The 21,072-nt window shown below is 68.0% G+C and carries 19 protein-coding genes; 12 read left to right on the top strand and 7 right to left on the bottom strand.

Annotation, left to right across the window (positions count from 1 at the left end; translation table 11 throughout):
- Positions 1-178: 178 nt before the first annotated feature.
- From mltA to IE100_RS03875, 3 genes are read left to right on the top strand one after another with little or no spacing between them, the layout of a single operon-like run.
- Positions 179-1,441 carry a murein transglycosylase A gene (gene mltA / locus IE100_RS03885; protein WP_189372827.1) on the top strand — a complete coding sequence of 421 codons (1,263 nt, stop codon included), beginning with the start codon at positions 179-181 and terminating at the stop codon, positions 1,439-1,441.
- A 29-nt stretch (positions 1,442-1,470) separates the two neighbouring features.
- Positions 1,471-2,577 carry an efflux RND transporter periplasmic adaptor subunit gene (locus tag IE100_RS03880; RefSeq protein WP_189372826.1) on the top strand — a complete coding sequence of 369 codons (1,107 nt, stop codon included), beginning with the start codon at positions 1,471-1,473 and terminating at the stop codon, positions 2,575-2,577.
- Between the two features lie 15 nt (positions 2,578-2,592).
- Entirely contained in the window at positions 2,593-5,715 is a 3,123-nt protein-coding gene (locus tag IE100_RS03875; RefSeq protein WP_189372825.1) for an efflux RND transporter permease subunit, read from the top strand.
- An 81-nt stretch (positions 5,716-5,796) separates the two neighbouring features.
- On the opposite strand, the gene IE100_RS03870 is transcribed toward IE100_RS03875, so the two are convergent.
- Entirely contained in the window at positions 5,797-6,615 is an 819-nt protein-coding gene (locus IE100_RS03870; RefSeq protein ID WP_189372824.1) for a mechanosensitive ion channel family protein, read from the bottom strand.
- Positions 6,616-6,804: 189 nt separating this feature from the next.
- Between IE100_RS03870 and hemE the strand changes: the two genes are divergently transcribed.
- The 7 genes from hemE (at position 6,805) to IE100_RS03835 (ending at position 14,100) form a co-directional block, all read left to right on the top strand.
- Positions 6,805-7,869, top strand: coding sequence for a uroporphyrinogen decarboxylase (gene hemE / locus IE100_RS03865; protein ID WP_189372823.1), 1,065 nt, complete (start codon positions 6,805-6,807; stop codon positions 7,867-7,869).
- Between the two features lie 358 nt (positions 7,870-8,227).
- Positions 8,228-10,402, top strand: coding sequence for a primosomal protein N' (locus IE100_RS03860; protein WP_229800213.1), 2,175 nt, complete (start codon positions 8,228-8,230; stop codon positions 10,400-10,402).
- Positions 10,403-11,782 carry a D-alanyl-D-alanine carboxypeptidase/D-alanyl-D-alanine endopeptidase gene (gene dacB, locus IE100_RS03855; RefSeq protein WP_229800212.1) on the top strand — a complete coding sequence of 460 codons (1,380 nt, stop codon included), beginning with the start codon at positions 10,403-10,405 and terminating at the stop codon, positions 11,780-11,782.
- 64 nt (positions 11,783-11,846) lie between these two features.
- Entirely contained in the window at positions 11,847-12,104 is a 258-nt protein-coding gene (grxC, locus tag IE100_RS03850; protein WP_189372822.1) for a glutaredoxin 3, read from the top strand.
- 84 nt (positions 12,105-12,188) lie between these two features.
- Positions 12,189-12,641, top strand: a complete 453-nt coding sequence (gene secB, locus IE100_RS03845) for a protein-export chaperone SecB (protein WP_047966843.1) — start codon at positions 12,189-12,191, stop codon at positions 12,639-12,641.
- A 5-nt stretch (positions 12,642-12,646) separates the two neighbouring features.
- Positions 12,647-13,090 (top strand): SH3 domain-containing protein, encoded by a 444-nt coding sequence (locus IE100_RS03840; RefSeq protein ID WP_189372821.1) that lies wholly within the window; start codon positions 12,647-12,649, stop codon positions 13,088-13,090.
- Positions 13,091-13,098: 8 nt separating this feature from the next.
- Positions 13,099-14,100: an NAD(P)H-dependent glycerol-3-phosphate dehydrogenase gene (locus IE100_RS03835; protein WP_189372820.1), complete on the top strand. Its 1,002-nt coding sequence runs from the start codon at positions 13,099-13,101 to the stop codon at positions 14,098-14,100.
- Positions 14,101-14,185: 85 nt separating this feature from the next.
- Here the strand turns inward: IE100_RS03835 and IE100_RS03830 are convergent, their stop codons facing one another.
- From IE100_RS03830 to aroQ, 6 genes are all read right to left on the bottom strand, one after another.
- Positions 14,186-14,719, bottom strand: a complete 534-nt coding sequence (locus IE100_RS03830; protein ID WP_189372819.1) for a redoxin family protein — start codon at positions 14,717-14,719, stop codon at positions 14,186-14,188.
- Between the two features lie 132 nt (positions 14,720-14,851).
- On the bottom strand, positions 14,852-16,045 hold the full coding sequence (locus tag IE100_RS03825) for a DUF3426 domain-containing protein (protein WP_189372818.1): 1,194 nt from the start codon (positions 16,043-16,045) through the stop codon (positions 14,852-14,854).
- A 4-nt stretch (positions 16,046-16,049) separates the two neighbouring features.
- Entirely contained in the window at positions 16,050-16,940 is an 891-nt protein-coding gene (gene prmA / locus IE100_RS03820; RefSeq protein WP_189372817.1) for a 50S ribosomal protein L11 methyltransferase, read from the bottom strand.
- Positions 16,941-16,944: 4 nt separating this feature from the next.
- Positions 16,945-18,300 (bottom strand): acetyl-CoA carboxylase biotin carboxylase subunit, encoded by a 1,356-nt coding sequence (gene accC / locus IE100_RS03815; protein WP_189372816.1) that lies wholly within the window; start codon positions 18,298-18,300, stop codon positions 16,945-16,947.
- 150 nt (positions 18,301-18,450) lie between these two features.
- Positions 18,451-18,912 (bottom strand): acetyl-CoA carboxylase biotin carboxyl carrier protein, encoded by a 462-nt coding sequence (accB, locus tag IE100_RS03810; RefSeq protein ID WP_189372815.1) that lies wholly within the window; start codon positions 18,910-18,912, stop codon positions 18,451-18,453.
- 28 nt (positions 18,913-18,940) lie between these two features.
- A complete protein-coding gene (aroQ, locus tag IE100_RS03805) occupies positions 18,941-19,390 on the bottom strand; it encodes a type II 3-dehydroquinate dehydratase (protein ID WP_189372814.1) in 450 nt (149 codons plus the stop codon).
- Between the two features lie 278 nt (positions 19,391-19,668).
- On the opposite strand from aroQ, the gene queA reads away from it, so the two are divergent.
- Together queA and IE100_RS03795 are read left to right on the top strand one after the other, a co-directional pair.
- Positions 19,669-20,694, top strand: coding sequence for a tRNA preQ1(34) S-adenosylmethionine ribosyltransferase-isomerase QueA (queA, locus tag IE100_RS03800; RefSeq protein ID WP_189372813.1), 1,026 nt, complete (start codon positions 19,669-19,671; stop codon positions 20,692-20,694).
- 4 nt (positions 20,695-20,698) lie between these two features.
- The gene (locus IE100_RS03795) at positions 20,699-21,070 is read left to right on the top strand and encodes a gamma-butyrobetaine hydroxylase family protein (protein ID WP_189372812.1); all 372 of its coding nucleotides are present in this window, start codon (positions 20,699-20,701) and stop codon (positions 21,068-21,070) included.
- Positions 21,071-21,072 lie beyond the last annotated feature (2 nt).

Here is a 21,072-nt window from a genome sequence, read left to right as displayed (position 1 = left end):
CACGCATGGCCGGCCGCTGCGGCAACGCGCTGCCGGCCGGATGGCGGACACGGCGGCTGTCGTATTCACGACAGCCGCATTGTTTTTCCGGCCGCCGTTCCAGTACCATCCGAACTTTCCGGTGCCGTGCCGCTCTAGCACCCGTGCCTGTTCCGGGTTTTCCGAGAGTCCTGTTTCCATGCTGAACCGTTTACTGCTGTGCGCCAGCCTGCTGTGGCTGGCCGCCTGTTCCACCGTTTCCACCCCGCCGTCGTCGTCGCCCGCCGACGCCATCCGCTACCAGCCGGCCGCGTTCAGCCAGCTGCCGCAGTGGGACAGCTCGCTGGCCAGCGAGAGCCTGCTGGCGCTGCGCGAAAGCTGCCGCCCGCTGGCCGGCCGTCCGCAGTGGCAGGCGGTCTGCAGCGAGGCCGCGACGCTGGATGCGGCCAACGTTGACGGCATCCGCCGCTTTTACGAGAGCCGTTTCGTGCCGTGGCAGGTCAGTGAGGCCGGAAAGGACAGCGGCCTGATCACCGGCTACTACGAGCCGCTGCTCAGCGGCAGCCGCCAGCGCAGCGTGCAGACGCCGTACCCGGTGTACGGCGTGCCGCAGGACCTGCTGCTGCTGGACATCAGCGCGGAACAGCGCGCGGCCACGCAGCTGGTGGCGCGCCGCAGCGGCGGCAACCGGCTGCAGGTGGTGGCGGGCAAGACCCAGCCCGGCGCCGACGAGCTGCTGGTGAGGCCGGCGGATTTCGTCATCGACAGCCGCACCCGCACGCTGAAGGGCCGCCTCGACGGCAACCGCCTGCTGCCGTACTACAGCCGCGCCGAGATCAACGCCGGCAAGGGCATCAACAGCGCGCCGGTGCTGGCCTGGGTGGAGGACGAAACCGAGCTGTTCTTCCTGCAGGTGCAAGGCTCCGGCCGCATCCAGCTGGAAGACGGCAGCTTTTTGCGGGTGACCTACGCCGAGCAGAACGGCCACCCGTACAAGTCGATCGGCCGCTGGCTGATCGACCAGCAGCAGCTGACGCTGGCCGAGGCCAGCATGCAGGGCATCAAGGGCTGGCTGGAAGCCAATCCGCAGCGCCGCCGCGAGCTGTTCGACGTCAACCCGAGCTACGTGTTCTTCCGCACCCTGAACAGCACGGGCGGCGGCCCGATCGGCGCGCTGGGCGTGCCGCTGACCGACGGCCACAGCCTGGCGGTCGATCCGCGCTACATCCCGCTGGGCGCGCCGGTCTACCTGGCCACCACCTGGCCGCTGGACGGCAGCCCCAAGCCGCTGACCCGGTTGATGCACGCGCAGGACACCGGCGGGGCCATCCGCGGTGCGGTGCGCGGCGACTTCTTTTTCGGCTTCGGCACCGAGGCCGGTATGTACGCCGGCCGCATGAAGCAGCAGGGCAGGTTCTGGCTGCTGCTGCCGCGCGGCATGACCCCGGCCGCGCGCCCCTGAGCCGTCACCATTCCGAGAAACGACCCGTCATGATCCGTCCAACCCTGTTCCGAAGCGCTTGTCTCGCCGCCTGTGTGCTGCTTGCCGCCTGCGGCCAACCTGCCACCAGCGGCAAGGATGCCAGCGCTGGCGCCGCTGCCGCGCCACTGCGCCAGCTGGCGCGCGGCGACGTGCTGCAGGCGACGCAGGCGCCGGTGGCCGCCAGCCTGCCGTTTACCGCCACCCTCAACGCGCTGACCAGCATCGAGGTCGCCGCCGAGATCGACGCCAGCGTGCGCGAGGTGCTGGTGCGCGAGGGCGAAAGCGTGCGCCGCGGCCAGCTCTTGGCGCGGCTGGACGGCGAGACGTTGCAGCAGGCGCTGCTGGAGCAGCAGGCGCAGCTGGCCAACGATGAGGCAAGGCTGCGGCTGGCGCGGCTGAAGCTGGACAAGCAGCGCGAGCTGTACCAGCAGGGCTTCATTTCCAAGCTGGCCTTCGACGAGGTGGACAGCGAGTACCGAATCCGCGAAGGCGACGTCAACGCCCGCCGCAGCCAGCTGGCGCGCGCGCGCAAGAGCCTGGCCGATACCGCGGTGCACTCGCCGATGGACGGCGTGGTCTACGCCCGCCGCATCCAGCCGGGCGAGCAGGTCAGCCGCAACCAGAAGCTGTTCGCCATCGCCGACCTGAGCCAGCTGGAGGCGACCGCCAGCATCCCGGCGCGGCAGGTGGCCCAGCTGCAGCCCGGCCAGCGCGCGCACTTCCGCGTCGAGGGCGCGACCGAGCAGTTCGCCGCGCAGCTGCTGCGCATCAACCCGGTGGCCAATGCCGGCAGCCGCACCTTCAATGCCTATCTGCGCGTCGACAACCGCGCCGGCCGCTTGCAGGCCGGCCAGTTCGTCAGCGGCGAGGTGATCCTGCGCGAGGTCGGCGACGCGGTGCGCCTGCCGCAGGCGGCAGTGCGCGACGCCGACGGCAGCGCGCCGTGGGTGATGCTGCTGGACGGCGACACCCTGCGCCGCCAGCCGGTCAGCGTCGTGCTGCGCAACGACAACGAGCGGGTGCTGGCGGTGCGCGGCATCGAGCTTGGCCGCACGCTGCTGGCGGCGCCGCTGCTGGGGCTGAAGCCCGGCGACCGCGTGGCGCTGCCGCGCTAAGGAGAGGGCGATACCATGTGGTTGACCCGCGTCAGCGTGCAGAACCCCTATCTGGCCGCCGTGATGATGCTGCTGTTGACGGTGCTGGGCCTGTTTGCCTGGAAGCAGCTGCCGGTGGAGGAGTTTCCCGATATCCGTTTCCCGGTGGCGGTGGTGTCGGCGACCTATCCCGGCGCCTCGCCGGAGGTGATCGAGAGCGAGGTCACCCGCCCGCTGGAAGAGGCGGTCAATACCATCAACGGCGTCAAGCACATCCGTTCCTACTCCTCCGAGGGCGTCGCCACGCTGGTGGTGGAGTTCGAGCTGTCCACCGACGCGGCCGCCGGCCTGCAGGAGGTGCGCGACAAGGTCGGCGCCGCACAGGGCCGGCTGCGGCGCGAGGTGAGCACACCGACCATCTCGCAGATGAATCCCAACGACGAGCCGCTGATGTCCTACACCTTCAGCCAGCAGGACGGCTCGCTGCGCGAGCTGAGCAACTGGCTGGACAATGTGCTGAAGAAGCGGCTGCAGACGGTGAGCGGCGTCGGCGAGGTGAAGCTGACCGGCGCCAGCAAGCGCGAGATCCGCATCGAGCTGCAGCCGTACCGGCTGGAGGCGCTGGGGCTGTCGGTCAGCGAGGTGGCCGACGCCATCGCCGCGGCCAACCGTGATTTCCCGGCCGGCCAGGTCAGCAGCCAGCGCGACGAGCTGTCGGTGCGCGTCGCCGGCAAGCTTGCGTCGGTGGACGACTTCCGCGAGCTGGGCATCGCCACGCGCCAGGGCGCGACCATCCGTCTGGCCGACGTGGCCGAGGTGCGCGACAGCGAGGAAGAGAAGAACAGCATCAGCCTGATCGACGGCAAGCCGGCGGTGGGGCTGGACGTGCGCGCCGCGCGCGGCGCCAACGTGGTGGCGGTGGCCGACGCGGTGAAGGCGATCATCGCCGAGCAGCGGGCGCAGCTGCCGGCCGGCAGCGAGGTCAGGCTCACCTACGACAAGTCGGACGAGGTGCGCAAGTCGCTGAGCGGGGTGCAGCAGACGCTGCTGGAGGGCGCGCTGCTGACGGTGCTGATCGTGTTCCTGTTCCTTGGCAGCTGGCGCAGTACGGTGATTACCGGCCTGACGCTGCCGATCGCGCTGCTGGGCACCCTGTTCGCGGTGCAGGCGCTGGGCTTTACCCTCAACGTGATGACGCTGATGGCGCTGTCGCTGTCCATCGGGCTGTTGATCGACGACGCCATCGTGGTGCGCGAGAACATCGTGCGCCACGCCACGCTGGGCAAGGGGCACTACCAGGCGGCGCTGGACGGCACCAACGAGATCGGGCTGGCGGTACTGGCCACCACGCTGACCATCGTCGCGGTGTTCCTGCCGGTCGGCTTCATGGGCGGCATCATCGGCAAGTTCTTCCACCAGTTCGGCCTCGCGGTGACGGTGGCGGTGCTGATCTCGATGTTCGTGTCGTTCACGCTGGACCCGATGCTGTCCTCGGTGTGGCACGATCCGCACCGCCACGGCGACCACCACAAGGGCCCGGTCGGCCGCGCGCTGGACTGGTTCGAGGCCTCGCTCGACCGCCTCGGCGACGGCTACGTGCGGGTGATCCGCTGGGCGCTGGCGCACCGCAAGACGGTGCTGGCCGCGGTGCTGGCGCTGACCGTCGGCAGCTTCATGCTGGTGCCGGTGATCGGCGGCGAATTCCTGCCGCGCGCCGACAACGGCGATTTCCGCCTGTCGTTCAAGACCGCGCCCGGCTCGACGCTGGAGTACACCGCCGCCAAGGCGCGCGAGGTGGAGGCGCAGCTGCGCAGCATTCCGGAGGTGAGCAGCGTCGACAGCAAGATCGGCGGCGGCCGCTTCGGCGCCGGCCGCAACGAGGCGCAGCTGACCGTCGACGTCGGCGACAAGCAGACGCGCCAGCGTGACCTGTTCCAGCTGATGGCAGCGGCGCGCAGCAGCGCGCAGCGCGTGGCCGGCATCGAGCTGGATTCGGTGCAGGAGCTGGGCCAGCACGGCCCCGGCGGCAAGCCGGTCAATATCGGTATCCGCGGCAGCGACCTGCAGGCGCTGCGCCAGGCCACCGACGCGGTGATGACGGCGATCGCGCGCGTCAACGGCGTGCGCGACGTGCAGAGCAGCTTTTCCGACGCCGATCCGGCGCTGGACGTGCGCCTGGACCGCGATGCCGCCGCCTCGCTGGGTGTGGATCTCAACCGCGTCGGCAACACGCTGTCGGTGCTGCTGGCCGGCAGCACGGTGACGACGTGGGAGGCGCCGGACGGCGAAAACTACGACGTGCGGCTGCAGTTGCCGCGCGAGGGGCGCGAGGCGGCGCTGCTGGAGGTGCTGATGGTGCCCGGCACGCGGCGCGACAACGGTGAGGCCAATATGGTGCCGCTGGCGCAGCTGGCGCGCATCGAGCCGGGCAGCAGCCCGCGCCAGATCGAGCGCACCGACCTGATGCGCGAGATCAGCGTCACCGCCAACATCAGCGGCCGCAGCGCCGGCGAGGTGTTTGCCGGCGTCGATGCCGCGCTGAAGCAACTGCGGCTGCCGGCCGGAGTGGTGCTGTCGCAGGAGGGCGAGCGCAAGAGCATGCAGGAGTCGCTGGACTACGCGATACAGGCGCTGGCGATGGGCGTGATCTTCATTTATCTCATCCTCGCCGCGCAGTTCCGCAGCTTCACGCTGCCGGTGACCATCATGATGGCGCTGCCGCTGGCCTTCGTCGGCGTGTTCGCCGCGCTGTGGCTGTTCGGCTCCACGCTGAACATGTTCTCGGTGATCGGCATCATCATGCTGATGGGGCTGGCGGCGAAGAACGGCATCCTGCTGGTCGACTTCATCAACCAGAGCCGCAAGGAGGGCATGGCGCGGCTGGACGCCATCGTCGAGGCCGGCCGCGTGCGGCTGCGCCCGATCATGATGACCAGCCTGGCGATGATCTTCGGCATGCTGCCGCTGGCGCTGGCCAGCGGTGCCGGTTCGGAGACGCAGCGGCCGATGGCGCACGCGATCATCGGCGGCCTGATCACCTCCACCGTGCTGACGCTGATCGTGCTGCCGGTGGTGTACACCTACCTCGACGGCCTGCGCACGCGCATCCGCCGCCTCTTGGCGCGGCTCACCGGCCAGACGGCGGCCTCGCCGCACTGAGCCGCCGCGCACGAATACCCCGGGCCGCTGCCGATGTTCATCGGCCGCGGCCCCGGGCATTGACGGCGCTTGCGGCCAACCTTACTGCTTCACGTACACCACCTGCGCCGGCATCGGCGGCGGGAACGCCTCGCCGCCCAGCGCGTCGCGGATCAGCTGGTTGCTGTCGAAGTACACCTGCCAGTAGTGGTCGTTGTGGCAGAACGGCCGCACCGCCAGCACCGGCCCCACCAGGTTGAATTCCAGGATCGCCACCTCCACCGCCGGCTCGGCCAGCACGTTGGGTATCACCGCCAGCCGTTGCCGCAACAGCGCGATGGCGGCGGCGGGATCGGCGCTGCCGGCCAGCTGCGCCTTCAGCTCCACGCGGCGGAACGGGTTGCTGCTGAAGTTCTGGATGGTGTCGCCCATGATCTTGCCGTTGCCGACCATGGTCAGCACGTTGTCCGGGGTGTTGAGGGCGGTGGTGAACAGGCCGATCTCCTTCACCGTGCCGGTCACGCCGCCGGCGGTGACGAAATCGCCGACCTTCATCGGCCGCAGCACGATCAGGAACACCCCGGCGGCGAAGTTGGACAGCAGGCCGGACCAGGCCATGCCGATGGCGACGCCGGCGGCGGCGAACAGCGCGGCGAAGGTGGTGGTCTGGATGCCGAAGTAGCCGAGGATGCCGACCACCAGGATCACGTTGAGGGTGACGTTGATGGTGGTGCCGAGGTAACGCATGATGGTGGCGTCGACGTGCTGCCGCTCCAGCGTGCGCTGCACCAGACTGCCGACCTGGCCGATCAGCCAGCGGCCGATGATCCAGAAAGCCAGCGCGGCCAGCAGCGTGCCGCCGATACTGAACGCGTAGTCGGTGGCCAGCTGCTGCCAGCGGGAAAGGTCGAGCTGATTCATGGCAACTCCTTGTTCGGGTGGGGGGATTCCCTCTGCAGTTAAGCAGCCGGCATCACCGACAACAAGTTCATTTGCATGAATTGTCGCCGCCGCCGGCCAAAAACATCGGCCGATGCCGCAGTCAGGTCAAGGCAGCGCCGCCGGCGCAGGGTATAATGCGGCCAACTTTTTTCAGCCCCGACAGCCAACATGACCCAGCTCAAGAACGATACCTTCCTGCGTGCGCTGCTGAAGCAGCCGGTTGACTACACCCCGATCTGGATGATGCGCCAGGCCGGCCGCTACCTGCCGGAATACCGCGCCACCCGCGCGCGCGCCGGCAGCTTCATGGGGCTGTGCACCAGCCCGGACTACGCCACCGAGGTCACGCTGCAGCCGCTGGAGCGCTTCCCGCTGGACGCGGCCATCCTGTTCTCCGACATCCTGACGGTGCCGGACGCGATGGGTCTGGGGCTGTCCTTCGCCGAGGGCGAGGGCCCGCGCTTTGCCCGTCCGCTGCGCGACGAGGCGGCGATCAAGGCGCTGCAGGTGGCGCCGCTGGACAAGCTGCAGTACGTGTTCGACGCGGTAAGCAGCATCCGCCGCGCGCTGGACGGCCGCGTGCCGCTGATCGGCTTCTCCGGCAGCCCGTTCACGCTGGCCTGCTACATGATCGAGGGCGCCGGCTCCGCCGACTTCCGCCACGTCAAGGCGATGCTGTACGGCCGTCCGGAGCTGCTGCACCACATTCTGCGCATCACCGCCGACTCGGTGACCGCCTACCTCAACGCGCAGATCGATGCCGGCGCGCAGGCGGTGCAGATTTTCGATACCTGGGGCGGCGCGCTGAGCCACGCCGCGTACCAGGAATTCTCGCTGGCCTACATGCAGCAGATCATCGCCGGCCTCAAGCGCGAGGCCGACGGCCGCCGCGTGCCGGTGATCGTGTTCACCAAGGGGGGCGGCCAGTGGCTGGAGCAGATCGCCGCCATCGGCGCCGACTGCGTGGGTCTGGACTGGACCACCGACATCGGCCAGGCGCGCGCGCGCGTCGGCGACAAGGTGGCGCTGCAGGGCAACTTCGACCCCAACGCGCTGTTCGGCAGCCCGGCGGCGATCGAGCAGGAAGCCGGCCGCATCCTGGCGGCCTACGGCCACGGTTCCGGTCACGTGTTCAACCTCGGCCACGGCATCTCGCAGTTTGCCGACCCGGAGCACGCCAAGGCCCTGGTCGCCGCCGTGCACCGCCTGTCGCGCCCGTACCACGCCGTCTGAGCGTCGCCCTGCCCACAGCCACCGCCAGCCGGCGGTGGCTTTTTTTGACGCATAAACAAAGCTTGCCGGCAAGGCTTGACAGTTGCCGCCGCAGTTGTTCCACGACTTATGCACACCAAAACGGGGCATTTTTCCGGCCTGTCAAGGCTTGTTGCCAAAGAAACGCGAAATTTATATAAGCGTCTGATTTTATTGGATTTAATATTTCAGATTAAAATTTGTGCAATCTAATGGAATGCCCGATTGACGCGCTTTTTGCCAGCCGGTTCGTCAGTTGTTCACAAAGTTATCCACAGTATCTGTGCACAGCTGGCGCCAAGCCGCGCCAGTGCTGGATTAGCGGGGAGTCCGTCCCATCATGACTGCAATGCAGCACATCAGTGTCTGGCTCGACGTGCCCTTGCGTGGTGCATTTACCTACCTGCATCCGCAGCCGCTGCCCAGCGGCCAGCGCGTCCGCGTCGCCTTCGGCAATCGCGAACTGTGCGGCGTGGTCGACAACGACGTGCCGCCGCAGGCGCTGGACGAGGCGCGCTGCAAGCCGATCCTGGCGGTGCTGGACGAGTTGCCGCCGCTGCCGGAGGCGCTGCTGCAGCAAGTGCGCTTCGCCGCGCGCTACTACCTGCATCCGCAGGGGCAGGCGCTGTTCACCGCCTTGCCCACCGCGCTGCGCGAGCCGCGCGCGGTGACGCTGGCCGACCGCCAGTCCTACCGGCTCAATGCCGCCGGCCTCGCCGCCGAGCCGTCGGCGCGCAGCACGGTGCAGCGGCAGCTGTGGCTGGCGCTGCAGCAGCCGCAATCGCGCGACGCGCTGCGCCGCGTGCATCCGCAGGCGATGGCTTTTCTCAAGCAAAGGTTGGCCGCAGGCCACATCGACATCCTGCCGTGGCAGGCACCGCCCTTGCAGGTGGCCGCGGCGCTGACGCTGAACGACGAGCAGCAGGCGGCGCTGGATGCGGTGGCGGCCAAGCTTGGCCGCTTCGGCGCCTTCCTGCTGCACGGCATCACTGGCAGCGGCAAGACCGAGGTCTACCTGCAGCTGATCGCCCGCGTGCTGGCCGCCGGGCAGCAGGCGCTGGTGATCATTCCCGAGATCAACCTCACCCCGCAGCTGATCGAGCGCTTCGCGCAGCGTTTTCCCGCCAGCCACATCGTCTGCCTGCACAGCGGCCTGTCCGACGGCGAGCGGCTGCAGGGCTGGGTCGACGCCTGGCAGGGCGTCGCCGACATCGTGATCGGCACCCGGCTGGCGGTGTTCACGCCGCAGCCGCGCGCCGGGCTGGTGATCGTGGACGAGGAGCACGACGGCTCGTTCAAGCAGCAGGACGGCCTGCGCTACCACGCGCGCGATCTGGCGGTGTGGCGCGCCAGCCAGGCGCAGGTGCCGGTGCTGCTCGGTAGCGCCACCCCCAGCCTGGAGACGGTGGCCAACGTCGAGGCCGGCCGCTACCACAGGCTGGTGTTGTCGGCGCGGGCGCACGGCAGCGCGCGGCTGCCGCGCATCGGCCTGGTCGACACCCGCCGCCTGAAGCTGGTGGACGGCCTGTCCGAGCCGGTGATCGCCGCGCTGCAGCAGCGGCTGGCGCGGCGCGAGATGAGCCTGGTGTTCATCAACCGCCGCGGCTACTCGCCGGTGCTGGCCTGCACCGCCTGCGGCTGGACCTCGGCCTGCCAGCACTGCAGCGCGCGCATGGTGCTGCACCTGTCGGCGCGCCAGCTGCGCTGTCACCACTGCGGCGCGCAGCAGCGGGTGCCGCTGCAGTGCCCGGCCTGCGGCAATCCCGACGTGCAGCCGCTGGGCGAGGGCACGCAGCGGCTTGAGGAGGCGCTGCGCCGGCTGTTGCCGGAGGCGCGCATCCTGCGCATCGATCGCGACAGTACCAGCCACAAGGCGGCGTGGGACGCGGTGTACCAGCGCGTGCACGCCGGCGAGGTGGACATCCTGCTCGGTACCCAGATGCTGGCCAAGGGCCACGACTTCGGCGCGCTGTCGCTGGTGGTGGTGCTGGGCAGCGACGGGGGTCTCTATTCCGCCGACTACCGCGCCAGCGAACGCCTGTTCGCGCAGCTGCTGCAGGTGTCCGGCCGCGCCGGCCGCGCCGAGCTGGCCGGCGACGTCATCGTGCAGACCAACTGGCCGGAGCACCCGCTGTACCTGGCGCTGACGCAGCACGATTTCGACGGCTTTGCCGCCAGCCAGCTACAGGAGCGGCGCGAGGCCGGCTTCCCGCCGGCGGCTAGCCAGGTGATCCTGCGCGCCGACGCGCCGCAGTACCACGAGGCCGAGGCCTTCCTGCAGCAGGTGCTGGCGCTGTGCGGCGAGCTGCCGCCACCGCTGTTCGTGTTCGGCCCGGCGCCGGCGCTGATGGCGCGCCTCGCCGGCCGCGAGCGCGCACAGCTGACCTTCGAGGCGCCACAACGCCCGGCGCTGCACGCCTGGCTGCGCGCGCTGCTGCCGCAACTGGATGCGCTGGCGCGCAAGGCGCCGCGCCACTTACGCTGGTCGCTGGATGTCGACCCGCAGGAGATCTGAGTGAGCTTACGTTTGATGATGGCCATGCTGGCCGTTTCGCCGCTGGCGCTTGCGGCCAACCTTGGCACCTTGCGCGCCGACGAGGTGGCGCTGTGGGCGGCGCCGGTGGAAGGGCGCACGGTGTTCGACGAGCACCGCGCCGACGCCGCGATGAACCCGGCCTCGACCATGAAGCTGGTCACCGCCTGGGCGGCGCTGAACCGGCTGGGGCCGGGCTACCGCTGGCGCAGCGAACTGAAAAGCAATGCCGTGCTGGAAAACGGCGTGCTGCGCGGCGACCTGTACTGGATAGGTCGCGGCGATCCGCGCTTCGATTCCGCGCGCCTGACCGAGCTGCTGCGCCAGCTGCGCCTGCGCGGCGTGCAGCGCATCGACGGCCAGCTGCTGCTGGACAAGCGCGCCTTCAGCCGCATCAGCAGCGCCGACGGCTTCGACGGCGACGCCGAGCGCGTGTTCTCGGTGCCGCCGGACACCCACCTGTCCAACCTGAAGGTGGCCTGGCTGCGCTACTTCTACGAGCAGGGCCGGCCGCAGGTGGTGCTGGACCCGCCGCTGCCGGGCTTCCGCCTCGACAACCGGCTGCAGCCGGGCGTCGCCGCCAGCTGCGGCGACGTGCGCGAGTTCGCCGAGGTCAGCGTCAGCGGCAACGGCATCCGCGTCAGCGGCAAGCTGCCGCCGGCCTGCGACGGTGCGGCCAGCTACGTCAACGTGCTGGATAACGACGGCTACGCCGCGCAGAGCTTCACCGCCATCTGGCAGATGCTGGGCGGCGAGGGGCCGCGCGGCATCGCGCAGGGCAGCACCCCGCCCGACGCGCGCCAGCTGGTGCGCCTGGATTCCGAGCCGCTGCCGCAGGCGCTGAACGACATCAACAAGTACAGCAACAACACCATGGCGCGCAGCGTGTGGCTGACGCTGGGCGCGGAAAACCCGCACAGCGGCGATACCGTGACCGACGCGCAGCTGGCGGTGCGCTCGCTGCTGCTGGAGCGCGGCATCGCCGCCGAGCCACTGCAGCTGGAAAACGGCGCCGGCCTGTCGCGGCGCGAGCGCATCAGCGCGCGCCAGCTGGGCGCGATCCTGCTCGATGCCGCACGCGGGCCGTACGCGGCGGAATTCATCGCCAGCCTGCCGCTGGCCAGCGAGGACGGCACCCTGCGCCGCCGCTTCGCCGGGCTGGGGCCGCGCTTGCGGCTGAAGACCGGCACCCTCGGCGACACCCGCGCGCTGGCCGGCTACTGGCAGGCGCCGTCCGGGCAGCGGCTGGCGATCGTGGCGCTGCTCAATTCCGCGCGCGCGGCGCAGCAGCAGGGCGCGCTGGACGCGCTGGTCGGCGAGGTGGTCGAGCGTTACGCGGCGCAGCTGCAACGGCAGCCCTGAGCCTTGCCTTGGGCGCGGTAACTGGCCTTATAATCACCGTTTGTTCTAGCTTAAGGTCGTCACCATGCAACCCGTTACCATGTACACCTCGGCCTACTGCCCGTACTGCATCCGCGCCAAGCAGGTGCTGGCCCAGAACGGCGTGACCGACATCGAAGAAGTCCGCATCGATCTTGACCCGCAGGCGCGCGACACCATGATGTCGCTGACCGGGCGCCGCACCGTGCCGCAGATCTTCATCGGCGACGTGCACGTCGGCGGCTGTGACGACCTGGTGGCGCTGCATTCGGCCGGCAAGCTGGATGTGCTGCTGGCCGGTTGACGCGCACAGCTGTCATCATTTTCGTGCGATGATCCGCACTTGATTCCAACCCCGCGCCCGACGGCGCTACCGAGATCCAACACCATGAGCGAACAACAAGAGCTGCAACCGGTATTCTCCATCGAAAAAATCTACGTCAAAGACCTGTCGCTGGAAATCCCGAACGCACCCGCCATCTTCCTGGAGCAGGAACAGCCGGAAATCGACATGCAGCTGGCTTCCGAAGGCCGCCAGCTGGAAGACGGCTTCTTCGAAGTGTCGCTGACCGTGACCGTGACCGCCAAGCTGCCGGAAAAAACCATGTTCCTGTGCGAAGTGGCGCAGGCCGGCATCTTCCAGATCCAGAACATCCCTGCCGAAGACATCGACCCGATCCTCGGCGTGGCCTGCCCGAACATCCTGTTCCCGTACGCCCGCGAAACCGTGTCCAGCCTGGTTGGCCGCGCCGGCTTCCCGCCGGTGCTGCTGGCACCGATCAACTTCGAAGCCCTGTACATGCAGCAACGCGCCGCCCAGGCCGAAGCCGGTACAGCCTGATCGCGATGAAACCGACTCGCATTGTGTTTGCCGCCGTACTGGCCCTGCTGGCCAGTACGGTTTTTGCATTGGAATTCCGTTCGGTGAAGGAAACCGGCGTCGCGCTGTACGAGGCGCCCAACCTTGCCGCCAAAAAACTGTTCGTGGTCAGCCGCTACTACCCGGTGGAGGTGCTGGTGACGCAGAAGGACTGGGCGCGGGTGCGTGACGCCACCGGCGGCATCGCCTGGATCCCGGCGGCGGCGCTGTCGACGCGGCAGATGCTGCTGGTCACCGCCGAGCAGCTGCCGGTGCGTGCCGCGCCGGCGGAAACGGCCGCCGTGCTGTACCAGGCCGGCAAGGATCTGGCGCTGGAGCTGCTGGAACCGCCGCAAAGCGGCTGGGTCAAGGTACGTCATCGCGACAATACCGTGGGCTATGCCCGCATCGCCGGCCTGTGGGGGCTGTAAGGAACACGATGAAAATAGCCGTACTTGGTGCCGGTGCCTGGGGCACGGCGCTGGCCTTCGCATTCTGCCGCCAGCATCATGTCACGCTGTGGGGCCGCAACGCCGAGCAGATGATAGACATGCAGGCCACGCGCCAGAACCGGCGCTACCTGCCGGAGTGCCCGTTCCCGGCCGATCTGCACCTGTCCGCCGACCTGTCCGAGGCGGTGCTCGGGGTCGACCTGGTGCTGGTGGTGACACCGATCGCCGGCCTGCGGCCAACCTTGCGCGAGCTGGCGCGGCTGAAGGTGGATGCGCCGCTGCTGTGGGCGTGCAAGGGCTTCGAGGCCGGCTCCAGCCTGCTGCCGCACCAGGTGGTGGCCGAGGAGTTCCCCCATCTCAAGAGCGTCGGCGTGCTGTCCGGCCCGAGCTTTGCCCGCGAGGTGGCGCAGGGGCTGCCGGCGGCGGTGACGCTAGCGTCGGAAAACTACGCGTTTGCCCGCGACTACGCGCGCGAGCTGCACAGCCCGCTGCTGCGCATCTACGCCAATGACGATCTGGTGGGGGTGGAAGTCGGCGGCGCGGTGAAAAACGTGATGGCGATCGCCACCGGCGTCGCCGACGGTCTCGGCTTCGGCATGAACGCGCGCGCGGCGCTGATCACCCGCGGCCTCGCCGAAATCACCCGCCTCGCGGTGGCGCTCGGTGGCAGCCAGCAGAGCATGATGGGCCTGTCCGGCGTCGGCGACCTGCTGCTGACCTGCACCGGTGCGCTGTCGCGCAACCGCCAGGTCGGCCTCAAGCTGGCGGAGGGCAAGTCGCTGGACACCATCCTCGCCGAGCTGGGCCACGTCGCCGAGGGCGTGCCGACGGCGCGCGAGGTGCTGAAGATGGCGGAGCGGCTGCAGGTGGACATGCCGATCACCGCGGCGGTGTGCGAGCTGCTGTACCACCAGGCCACGCCGCAGCACGTGGTGGAGCGCCTGCTCGGACGCTCGCCCAAGCCGGAGTTCCATGCGCCCGGCGCCTGAAGCGTTTCCGCGCATCATTTTCGCGCATCACCCCGACCGGCAGCCTGGCGCTGCCGGTTTTCACGTCCGCACTGGTGGCAATGCCCTAGCGCGGCAGGGTGGCGTAGCGTGCCACCAGCTGCTGCCGCAGCTCGGCGAAGTCGAAGTCCTCGTCTTCGCTCTGCAGCCGCTGTGCGTAGCCGATGCGGTCGTCGCCATCCACCAGCCACAGCGCCGGGCAGGTCATGCCGGCCAGCGGCACGTCCCGGATCAGCACGCCGAAGTGCTTGTGGAAGTCGCGCCCGCGCAGGGTGGAGAGCAGCACCGCATAGGGCAGGCCGTGCGCCTGGCGCGCGCGGGCGAGGCTGAACGGCGAGTCGACGGTGATCACGATCAGCTGCAGCTGCGGCCACGGCTCCAGTTGTCGGCGCAATGCCTGCAGCAGCGCCAGGCCGGCCTTGGGCGCGTCCAGCGACAACAGGGTCACCACCAGCTTGTCGTGGCCGAGAAAGCGTTCCAGCGACATGTCGCGCAGCTGTTCGTCGACCAGCATGAAGCTGGGCAGGGTCTCGCCCGCCTGCGGGAAGTGGCCTTCTACCATCAGCCAGTCGTCGGCATAGCGGAAATGGGAATGGGTCATGGTCTGCTCCTGGTGGTTTCTTCATGGTGGAACAGAACATGCGAAAAGCAAGCGCCGGGCGGCTGGCTTATGAAAAAAGCCGGCGACCGGCAGCGTGGGGGCTGCGGGCACCGGCTTTAGCGGCTGGCGCTATCAGGGGTAGTAGAAGTGCAGGCTGTAGCCCAGCGCCTTGGCGTCGCGGACTTCCATGCGGGTGACGATCTTCAGTTCGCTGTTGGCGTTGAAGCGCCCCAGCTTGAGGTCGTCGGCGGACAGGTACTGTTCCGGCTTCAGCGTCTTGCGGATCAACACGCGATCCTCGCCGTCCTTCAGCGACACCTCCATCAGCGGGAAGGCCTGCGGATAGGGCGCCAGGTTCTTCAGCGTGGCATCCAGCTGGATCAGATGCTCGTGCTGCGGCACGAACGACAGCTCGGACCACTCGGTGCGGATCAGCTGGCGCTGGGTCGGCAGCGGCACCTCGCAGCCGAGCGACTGGCACAGCGATTCGAAGGCGGGGCGCAGTTCCGGCAGCTCGGCGCTGACCGCGGTGCGGTTGATGAAGGCCAGCTGCAGCAGCAGCACCAGCACGCCGATGACGCCGAGCAGGCCGAAGGCGGTGGCGCGCAGCCAGTTGCCGTCGCCGCTGCTGGCGGTGTCGCTTGCCTCCGCGTCGCTGTCGGCCGGTGCGGGGACGTCGTCGTCCAGGTCGGCGGCGGAAATCGGCGGCAGCGGGCTGTCCGCGCTATCGGCTGTGTCGTACTGTGCGGCCAACCTTTGCTGGCGATTGGGTGCCGGCGCAGCGGCGGCTGGCGGTTCGTCCACCAGTGCCACCGGCTCGCTCGCGCGGCTGGCCGGTGTCTGCAGCGCCTCGGCCAGCGCGCGCTGGAAGGCGGCGATGTCCTGCTGCGGCTCGGCGGGCGGGGTGTCGTCCTGCCGGGGTGGGGTATCCAGGTCCTGCCACGACAGCGGTTGCTCCGGTTCCAGCAACAGGTCGAAGTCGGGCAGGTCCAGTGCCGTCTCAGGCTCGGGGGGCGCGGCTACCGCTGCCGCGCGCGGTTCGGCCGCGGGGGCAAGGTTGGCCGCATCCCGTTCCGGATGAAAGTCCGGCAGCTCCAGCTCGAAGTCGTCGTCGGGCGCCGTTTCGATTCGGGAGGCGGCCGCACCGGCCTGCGTGGTGATGACCGGCGGCGCCTCGACTATCGCCGGCGCCTGCTCGAAATGGCTGGGTGCGTGGAAGACATGGCTACAGCGTCCGCAGCGCACCATGCCGGAAGCAAGGGCGAGGTGGGCATCGGAGACCTTGAAGCGGGTCTGGCAGGCGGGGCACTGTGTGGTGTAGCTCATGTCGTCAGCCGCGTTTCACGCCGGAAAGACGGGTCCAGCCTTCGTCGAACACCGGCGCGTCCATGTCGAACCATTGGCCGTAGATGGCCGCCAGTTCTTCCACCTGTTCCTGCAGGATGCCGGACAGCACGATGCGGCCACCGGCGCGCACATGGCCGGCCAGCAGGCCGCCCAGCAGGCGCAGCGGATTGGCGAGGATGTTGGCGACGACGACGTCGTACTCGCCCGGCAGCAGGCTGTCGGGCAGGCCGAAGTCGGCGCTGACGCCATTCTGCTCCGCGTTGTCGATGCTGGCGCGCACCGCCTGGGCGTCGATGTCGATGCCGCGGGTGGCGCCGGCGCCCAGCTTCAGCGCGGCGATGGCAAGGATGCCGGAGCCGCAACCGTAGTCGAGTACCGTTTCGCCGCCCTTGATCTCTTCGTCCAGCCATTGCAGGCACAGACGGGTCGTCGGGTGGCTGCCGGTGCCGAAGGCGAGGCCCGGGTCCAGCTGCAGGTTGATCGCCGCCGGGTCCGGCGACTGGTGCCAGGTCGGGGTGATCCACAGCCGCGACGAGATGCGGATCGGGTCGAACTGGCTCTGCGTCAGGCGCACCCAGTCCTGTTCCTCGACACGGCCAAGCTCGTACTGCGGCAGCGGCAGGCCGCACTTGAGCGCGGCCAGCGCGATCATGGCGGCGACGTCGGCGTCCTCGGCAAACAGGCAGTTGATCAGGCTGTGTTGCCACATCTGGTCAACCGGCTCGCCCGGTTCGCCGAAAATCGGCTGCTCTTCGGCGGTGCCGGCCAGCGCGTCCTCGATGGTGGCGGACAGGGCGCCGACGTCCATTAGCACGTCGGCGAAGCGCTCGGCCACCGCCGAGTCTGCTTGAATGGTGGCTTGCAGCCATGCCATAGAATTAACTGCCTTTCTTCAACTGCGCCAGACGTTCTTCCAGGTAGTGAATGCTGGTGCTGCCTTTCTGGAAGGCGGCATCGAGGAACAGCTCCTGGTGCAGCGGGATATTGGTCTTGATGCCGGTGATGGCCATTTCCGACAGCGCGACGCGCATGCGCGCCATCGCCTGGTCGCGGGTATCGCCGTAGGCAATCAGTTTACCCACCATCGAATCGTAGTGCGATGGCACGGTATAGCCTTGGTAGATGTGCGAATCGATACGGATGCCCGGGCCGCCGGCCGGATGGTAGCTCTCGATCTTGCCCGGCGACGGCACGAAGGTGAACGGGTCTTCGGCGTTGATGCGGCACTCCATCGCGTGGCCGCGGAAGTGGATGTCCTTCTGCTTGAAGCGCAGCGGCAGGCCGGCGGCGATGCGGATCTGCTCCTGCACGATGTCGATGCCGGTGATCAGCTCGGAGACCGGATGCTCCACCTGCACGCGGGTGTTCATCTCGATGAAGTAGAACTCGCCGTTCTCGTACAGGAATTCAAAGGTGCCGGCGCCGCGGTAGCCGATGCGGCGGCAGGCGTCGGCGCAGGCTTCGCCGATCTTCTTGCGCTGCTCGGCGGTGATGCCCGGTGCCGGCGCTTCTTCGATGATCTTCTGGTGGCGGCGCTGCATCGAGCAGTCGCGCTCGCCCAGATGCACGGCGTTGCCGTGCTGGTCGGACAGCACCTGGATCTCGATGTGGCGCGGCTGCTCCAGGAACTTTTCCATGTACACGGTCGGGTTGCCGAAGGCGGCACCGGCTTCGGTACGGGTCATGTTCACCGAGTTGATCAGCGCGGCTTCGGTGTGCACCACGCGCATGCCGCGGCCGCCACCGCCGCCGGAGGCCTTGATGATTACCGGGAAGCCGATCTTGCGGGCGATCTTGGTGATCTCGGCCGGATCGTCCGGCAGCGCGCCGGCGACACCGGGTACCGTCGGCACGCCGGCTTCGATCATCGCCTGCTTGGCGGACACCTTGTCGCCCATCAGGCGGATGGTTTCCGAGCGCGGGCCGATGAACACGAAGCCGGACTGCTCCACGCGTTCGGCGAAGTCGGCGTTTTCCGACAGGAAACCGTAGCCGGGGTGTATCGCCTGGGCGTCGGTGACTTCGGCGGCGGCGATCAGGGCCGGTACGTTCAGGTAGCTGAGGGTGGAGGAGGCCGGGCCGATGCAGACCGATTCGTCGGCCAGCTTCACGTATTTGGCTTCGCGGTCGGCCTCGGAGTGCACCACCACGGTCTTGATGCCCATTTCGCGGCAGGCGCGCTGGATGCGCAGGGCGATTTCGCCGCGGTTTGCAATCAGGATCTTTTCAAACATGTATTTCTCCACTGCAGGGCGCGCGCCGGTGTGCGATGTGGACCGGGCGCCGTGCGCAGGCTGGGGTTTTCCCGTAAACGGTGCGTCAAACAACAAGGGCACTGACCAGACTGGCGTGCCCTGTGTTCAGCATGTCGTGCGGCAGGCTGCTTATTCGATGATGAACATCGGCTCGCCGAACTCGACCGGCTGGCCTTCTTCGATCAGGATGGCTTTCACCACGCCGGCGCGCTCGGCCTCGATCTCGTTCATCAGCTTCATCGCTTCGATGATGCACAGCGTGTCGCCGACATTGACCTGCTGGCCCACTTCGACAAACGGGGTCGACTGCGGGCTAGGACGACGGTAGAAGGTGCCGACCATCGGCGACTTGACGGTGCCGGGATTGTTGGCTGCCGATACCGCGACCGGCGCTTCGGCGGCGGCCGGTGCGGCGGCTGCTGGCGCGGCGTGCTGCGGCACCTGCATGGTCATCGGCTGGGCGTAGTGCACGGTGCTGTTCGGGGAAACGCGGGTGATGCGGACTTTTTCTTCGCCTTCGGTCACTTCCAGTTCGGCAATGCCGGACTCTTCGACCAGATCAATCAGCTTTTTCAGTTTGCGCAGGTCCATGGTTTTCCTTCTTTAGGTATTCGGGTGTTTATGCCGGCTGTGCCAGACGCTTGATCGCGTGGGCCAGGGCCAGCTCGTAGCCGTGGGCGCCCAGACCGCAAATGACGCCGATCGCCAGATCCGAGAAATAGGAGTGGTGGCGGAAGGCTTCACGGGCGTGGACGTTCGACAGGTGAACTTCGATGAACGGTACCTTGACACCGGCCAGCGCATCGCGCAGGGCGACGCTGGTGTGGGTGAATGCGGCCGGATTGATGATGACCAGATCGGTGCCGTCACCAAGACAGGCGTGGATGCGGTCGATCAGCACGGACTCGGCGTTGCTTTGCAGCGAATCCAGTTCAATACCGGCCGCAGTGGCCTGTTCCTGCAGACGACGGTTGATGTCGTCCAGTGTGTCCCGGCCATAGTGCTGTGGCTCGCGCAGTCCGAGGAGATTCAGATTGGGGCCGTGCAGCACAAGGATTTTTCGGGTCAAGGTAGCAGTCTCGGTTTCGATATGGGCGCGAGTTTGCCGCAATTGTCAGCACGATGTCCAGTATTTGCAGTATTTCAAACGCGCGTTTGCTTTTTGCGGTGACGAAAAATCGTGGGGGTTTGGAGTAAAAACCCCAGTGCCGGTTCCCGCGACACGGCAGCTTGCCGCCTTGGCGCCGGCGATGACTTGATCTGGGGCAAGTGATGCCACCGGCGGAACGCTGTGCGGCAAACGCGCTCGAAAGGTATAATCCGCCGGTTTCCCAGAAGATGCCTGTCATGCTTGTTTCCGATTTCGATTACCACCTGCCCGAACACCTGATTGCCCAGCATCCGCCGGCCGAACGCGGCGGCAGCCGTCTGCTGCGCGTCAACGGACGGCTGTTGCAGGATGATCACTTTGCCGCCATTGCCGACGCCCTCGACGCCGGCGACGTGCTGGTCTTCAACGATACCCGCGTGATCAAGGCGCGCCTGTTCGGCGAAAAGGCCAGCGGCGGCAAGATCGAGGCGCTGGTGGAGCGGGTGCTGAACGAGCACGAGGTGCTGGCGCACGTGCGCGCCAGCAAGTCGCCGAAGCCGGGCACGCGGCTGGTGTTTGCCGGCCGCTGGCAGGCGGAGATGGTCGAGCGCGCCGGCGAGCTGTTCAAGCTGCGCTTCCTGGATGCGGCCAACGTGTTCGACATCCTCGATGCCTCCGGCAAGCTGCCGCTGCCGCCTTATATCGAACGCGATACCGACGGCGACGATGACGAGCGCTACCAGACGGTGTACGCGCGGGAGAAGGGCGCGGTGGCGGCGCCGACCGCCGGCCTGCACTTCACCGACGCCATGCTGCAGACGCTGCGCGACAAGGGCGTGATCCTCGCCAGCGTGACGCTGCACGTCGGCGCCGGCACCTTTCAGCCGGTACGGGTGGAGCACATCGCCGAGCACAAGATGCACAGCGAGATCTATGACATCCCGCAGGCGACGGTGGACGCCATCGACGCCGCACACAAGGTTGGCCGCAAGGTGCTGGCGGTGGGCACCACCAGCATGCGCGCACTGGAGTCGGCGGCACGGCCGGACGGCGTGCTGCGCGCCGGCCGCGGCGAGACCGACATCTTCATCACCCCCGGCTACCGCTTCAACGTGGTGGACAGGCTGCTGACCAATTTCCACCTGCCCAAGTCGACGCTGCTGATGCTGGTGTCGGCGTTCGCCGGCTACGAGGAAATGCGTGCCGCCTACGCCCACGCGGTGGCGCAGGAATACCGTTTCTTCAGCTATGGCGATGCCATGCTGCTGACCCGCAAGGAGTGAGACCATGAGCGGACTGAGCCCGGACAGCGCGCGCCCGGTGGAGATCAAGCTGCACAGCGTGTCGAAAAAGCTGGAGATCAGCTTCGACGACGGCGCCAGCTTCCAGCTGCCGGCCGAGTACCTGCGCGTCTACTCGCCGTCGGCGGAAGTGCGCGGCCACGGCGTCGGCAACGAAACGCTGCAGACCGGCAAGATGCACGTGGCCATCACCGCGCTGGAGCCGGTCGGCCACTACGCGCTGAAGATCACCTTTGACGACGGCCACGACAGCGGGCTGTACAGCTGGGCCTACTTATACGAGCTGGGCGTCAAGCACGACCAGTACTGGCAGGATTATCTGAATCGGCTCGCCGCTGCCGGCGCGCTCAGGGAGTAAAC

Origin of the sequence: Vogesella alkaliphila (genome assembly GCF_014652475.1) — a bacterium.
Taxonomy (GTDB): Bacteria; Pseudomonadota; Gammaproteobacteria; order Burkholderiales; family Chromobacteriaceae; genus Vogesella; species Vogesella alkaliphila.
The sequence above is the reverse complement of the archived record's forward strand: the minus strand, read 5'-3'. Positions and strand labels throughout refer to the sequence as shown.